Source organism: Oerskovia sp. NPDC056781, assembly GCF_042789955.1.
Taxonomy (GTDB): domain Bacteria; phylum Actinomycetota; class Actinomycetes; order Actinomycetales; family Cellulomonadaceae; genus Oerskovia; species Oerskovia rustica.
On sequence record NZ_JBHUAD010000304.1, the window covers coordinates 1 to 3,863 of the forward strand.

At 73.9% G+C, this 3,863-nt stretch carries 4 protein-coding genes; all 4 read right to left on the minus strand.

Features of this window, described 5'->3' with window-relative positions:
• Nucleotides 1-89: 89 nt before the first annotated feature.
• A complete protein-coding gene (locus ACFRCR_RS17505; protein WP_377679321.1) occupies nucleotides 90-506 on the minus strand; it encodes a hypothetical protein in 417 nt (138 codons plus the stop codon).
• 134 nt (nucleotides 507-640) lie between these two features.
• Nucleotides 641-1,738, minus strand: a complete 1,098-nt coding sequence (locus ACFRCR_RS17510; RefSeq protein WP_377679323.1) for an LLM class flavin-dependent oxidoreductase — start codon at nucleotides 1,736-1,738, stop codon at nucleotides 641-643.
• Nucleotides 1,739-1,860: 122 nt separating this feature from the next.
• Complete coding sequence (locus tag ACFRCR_RS17515) at nucleotides 1,861-2,976, minus strand: LLM class flavin-dependent oxidoreductase (RefSeq protein ID WP_377679325.1); 1,116 nt, start codon at nucleotides 2,974-2,976, stop codon at nucleotides 1,861-1,863.
• Nucleotides 2,977-3,104: 128 nt separating this feature from the next.
• Nucleotides 3,105-3,761, minus strand: coding sequence for a GNAT family N-acetyltransferase (locus tag ACFRCR_RS17520; protein ID WP_377679327.1), 657 nt, complete (start codon nucleotides 3,759-3,761; stop codon nucleotides 3,105-3,107).
• Nucleotides 3,762-3,863: the final 102 nt, after the last annotated feature.

Below are 3,863 nucleotides of genomic sequence, written 5' to 3' on the forward strand. Positions count from 1 at the left end.
GTGTGTTACACCTGTCCTCCAGCTCCCCCCGCCGCGGGGGCCCCCGGCGGCCGCGCGCGCCCGTCGGGCCCCTCCCCCGTGCTGCCGGGTCACCAGGTCCAGCCGCGCGCGCTGAGCTCGAGCTCCTCGCGCAGCCGCTCGTCCTCGTCGCTGCGCAGGCCCGCGCGCAGCGGGTCGGCCTCGACGTCGAGACCGCTGAGCCGGCACGCCTCGCGCAGCAACGCGTCGTACGCGCCCTGCGCTGCGAGGTAGTGGTGGGCACGGGCGTACACGTCCGGGTCGGCCTCGACCGCGCGCAGCTCGTCGGCGAGCCGCCCGAGACGGATCTGGAGCGCGAGCGCGACGAGAGGATCGGGTGCCCGACGGCGCCGCTCGCGCAGGGTCGTCCTGTGCGGTCGGAGCGGTGGGAGAGCATCGGCGGAGGGGCGGTCGACGCGCATCGTGAACCAGGCGATGGCGGCGACCAGGGCCGCGCCCACCGCGCCGGAGACCACGAGGAGCCACATCGTCGGAGCCTTCTTCCGTGCCCGTACCCGGCGCACGCGAGGGCCTGCCGGACGCTTCCAGCCTAGGCCGAGCGGGAACGCTCCGCCAGGGTGCCGGTCTGCCCTGCCGGCCCCTCGCAGCCTCGCCCGTCGACCTACCGCGCCGTGAACCCCTTGGCCCGGCGGGCGTCGGCGGGCCCCCAGAGGTCGGTCTTGACCTCGGCCCTGACGAGCGGCACGACCTCCTCCGCGAACCGGCGCAGCACGTCGTCCTGGCGCGCCGGCTCCAGGAGGTGGTTGATCGAGACCGACTGGAGGTCGTGCCCGTAGCTCTGGTGGTAGTCGAGGATCTTCTCGGCGACGCGCTCGGGCGATCCCACGAGGGCCGGGCCGCGCTCGACGGCTTCCTCGATGGTCCGAAAGCTCGTGACCTTGCCGACCGCGGCCGGGTCGTACCTGCGCAGGTCTGCGCGCGCGACGGCTCCCTCGTAGATGGGGCGGAACTCCTCGATCGCCTGCTCGGTCGTGTCCGCGAGGAACAGCCCGCCCGACCCCGACCCGACGAACCCGTACGCCGGGTCGTGGCCCGCCGCCGCGTACTGCTCGCGGTAGTGGTCGATCAGCACCTTGTAGTTCTCGCGGGGCTGGAACGCGTTGGCGCTCACGATCGGGTCGCCCCACCTCGCGGCGAGCTCGACCGCGAACCGCGAGGTCGCGGACCCGTGCCAGATCCGGAACGCGCCGTCGTACGGGCGGGGCAGGGTCGTGGCGCCCTGCAGGTCGGGACGGTGACGCCCGTCCCAGTCGACCTCCTCGCCGCTCAGGAGCAGACGGAGCAGCTCGTAGTTCTCCTCGAGGTACTCGTACTGCTTGGCGAGGTCGAGACCCAGCAGCGGGTACTGGAGGGCCTCGTTGCCCTTGCCGATGACCATCTCGAACCGTCCCCGGCTGAGCTGGTCGATCGTCGCGTAGTCCTCGGCGACGCGGATCGGGTCGAGCAGGGACAGCACCGTCACCCCCGTGCTCAGCAGGATGCGCGACGTCCGGGCGGCGATCGCCCCGAGGATCACCGTCGGCGACGAGGACAGCACGTCCCCCGCGTGCCGCTCCCCGACGGCGAACGCGTCGAGGCCGAGCTCCTCGGCCAGGACCGCGGTCTCGACGACCCGCTCGAGCCGGTCGGCCGCCGGGACCGCGTCGCCCGTGACCGGGTGGGGCGGGTTGAAGACGATGTCGAGGACCTGGAAACGCACGGTTGGGCTCCTTCTGGGGGTGGGGGTTGTGCCGAGGTAGAGGGCTGGCGTCGAGGGCTCGGGACCGCTTCCTCGACGGGAGCCCTCTACCTCGCGGAGGGGGGCGGGGGGTGGGGTGGTGCTCAGGCCGCCTGGGTCGCCGCGGCCTCGGCGTCGCGCTTGGCGACCTCCTCGCGCACGATCGGGATGACGTAGCGGCCGAAGTCGGTCGCGTCGTCGAGCAGGTCGTAGCCGCGCGCCGAGATGATGCGGACCCCGAGGTCGTAGTACGCGAGCAGCGCCTGCGCAACGGTCTCGGGCGTCCCCACGAGCGCGTTCGAGTTGCCCGCTCCCCCGGTGGCCTTGGCCGTCGCCGTCCACAGGGCGGTGTCGAACCGGTCGCCCTGCGCCGCGATCTCCAGGAGACGCTGCGAGCCCGCGTTCTCGGGCTTGTCGATCGGGTGACGACGGCTCAGCACGCCCCCGGCCGCGGCCTTGCGCTCCTCGATCCGGTCGAGCACGCGGTGGGCCTTCTCCCAGGCGAGCTCCTCGGTGGCCCCGATGATCGGCCGGAACGCGGCGTGGATGCGCGGCGGCGTGGACCGCCCCGCGGCAGCGGCCTCGGCACGGACCCGCTGGATCTGCTCGGCCGTGCGGTCGAGCGGCTCGCCCCACACCGCGTAGATGTCGGCCTCGGCCGCGCCGACCCGGAACGCCACGTCGGAGGACCCGCCGAACGAGATCGTCGGTGTGCGCCCCTCGAACGGCTTGGCGTCCAGCACGAAGTCGTCGAAGTCGTAGAACGTCCCGTGGTGGTCGAACGGCTCGGCGCTCGACCACGCCCTCTTGACGATCTGGATGTACTCCTGGGTGCGGGCGTAGCGCTCGTCCTTGGTCAGGGTGTCCCCCTCTCGCCCCTGCTCGTGGTCGTTGCCGCCCGTGATGAAGTGGACCGACAGGCGCCCCTCGGAGAGCTGGTCGAGCGTCGCGAACGACTTGGCCGCGAACGTCGGGTAGGAGACGTTGGGACGGTGCGCGAGCAGCAGCTCGACCGTGTCGAGACGGGCCGCGGTCCAGGCCGCGAGCGCCGACGGCTCGGGGCCGCTCGACCCGTAGGCGAACAGGACGCGGGTCCAGCCGTTGTCCTCGTGGGCGCGCACGAGGCGCTCGAGGTACTGCTTGTCGAAGGGCGCGGTCGTGCGGGCGGTGGTCTCGGAGGCGTCGCTCGTGGTGGCGATGCCGAGGAACTCGACGGGCATGGTGTTCTCCGTGGTGGGGTGATGAGGTGGTGGGGTCGTTCGATGGGTGGCCTGATGCCGAGGTAGACCCGTCCGCGCGAGGTAGACCCGCGTGTGTGCGCCCAGGGGTCTACCTCGCGCCGGGGGGTCTACCTCGGCAGCAGAGGTGGCGGGGGTGGCAGGGGTGGCGGGGCCGGCGTCGGGGTGAGGTCGAGGCCGTACGCGTGCAACCGACCGCCGCCCTCCCCCTCGATCACGCGGGTCTCGCGCTCGGGCAGGCGCCGGAACCCGAGCGCCTCGTAGAGCCGGTGCGCGCGGGTCATCTGCGGGCCGGAGTTCATGACGACCCGCTGCACCCCCTGGGCACGGGCCACGTCGAGGACGTGCCGCGTGAGCGCGGCCCCGATCCCCCGCCCCCGGGCAGCGGGCGCGACGCCGAGCAGCCGGAAGTCGAGCTCGCCGTCGAGGGCCAGAGGCGAGATGTGTCGGCCGGGCAGCGGCGTCGCGACGGTCCCGAGCAGCGCGCCGGTCTCGTCGTCGACCGCGACCCACACGTCGTGCTCGGCCGCGCGGCTCGCGACGTCGCGCAGCACAGCCCGGTACGAGTCCGAGATCGAGTACTCGAACCCGTACGCCGCCTCCAGCAGGTCGGCGACGGCCTCGTGCTCGGCGGGGGTCACGAGCCGCACGGTCACCCTGGCGCCGTCCCCGGGCGACCCCGCTCCCCGGTGGGTCGGCTCGCCCGGACGAGCGGCGCCGTCGGGCGGGCGGCCCGCGCGCGGGCGCGACGTGGTGGGGGCGCTCATGCGCGCTGCCGGACGGGCTCGTGCGGGCCCGACGGCGCCGCTCCCGTCCCCGGCTCGGCCGGGAGCCCCGCCTCGCGCCAGGCGGGGAAGCCGCCCTCGACG

What these genes read in the sequence shown, in the direction of transcription:
- ACFRCR_RS17520 (WP_377679327.1), bottom strand. Translation starts at nt 3,761, where the DNA reads ATGAGCGCCCCCACCACGTCGCGCCCGCGCGCGGGCCGCCCGCCCGAC.
- ACFRCR_RS17505 (WP_377679321.1), bottom strand. Translation starts at nt 506, where the DNA reads ATGTGGCTCCTCGTGGTCTCCGGCGCGGTGGGCGCGGCCCTGGTCGCC.
- ACFRCR_RS17515 (WP_377679325.1), bottom strand. Translation starts at nt 2,976, where the DNA reads ATGCCCGTCGAGTTCCTCGGCATCGCCACCACGAGCGACGCCTCCGAG.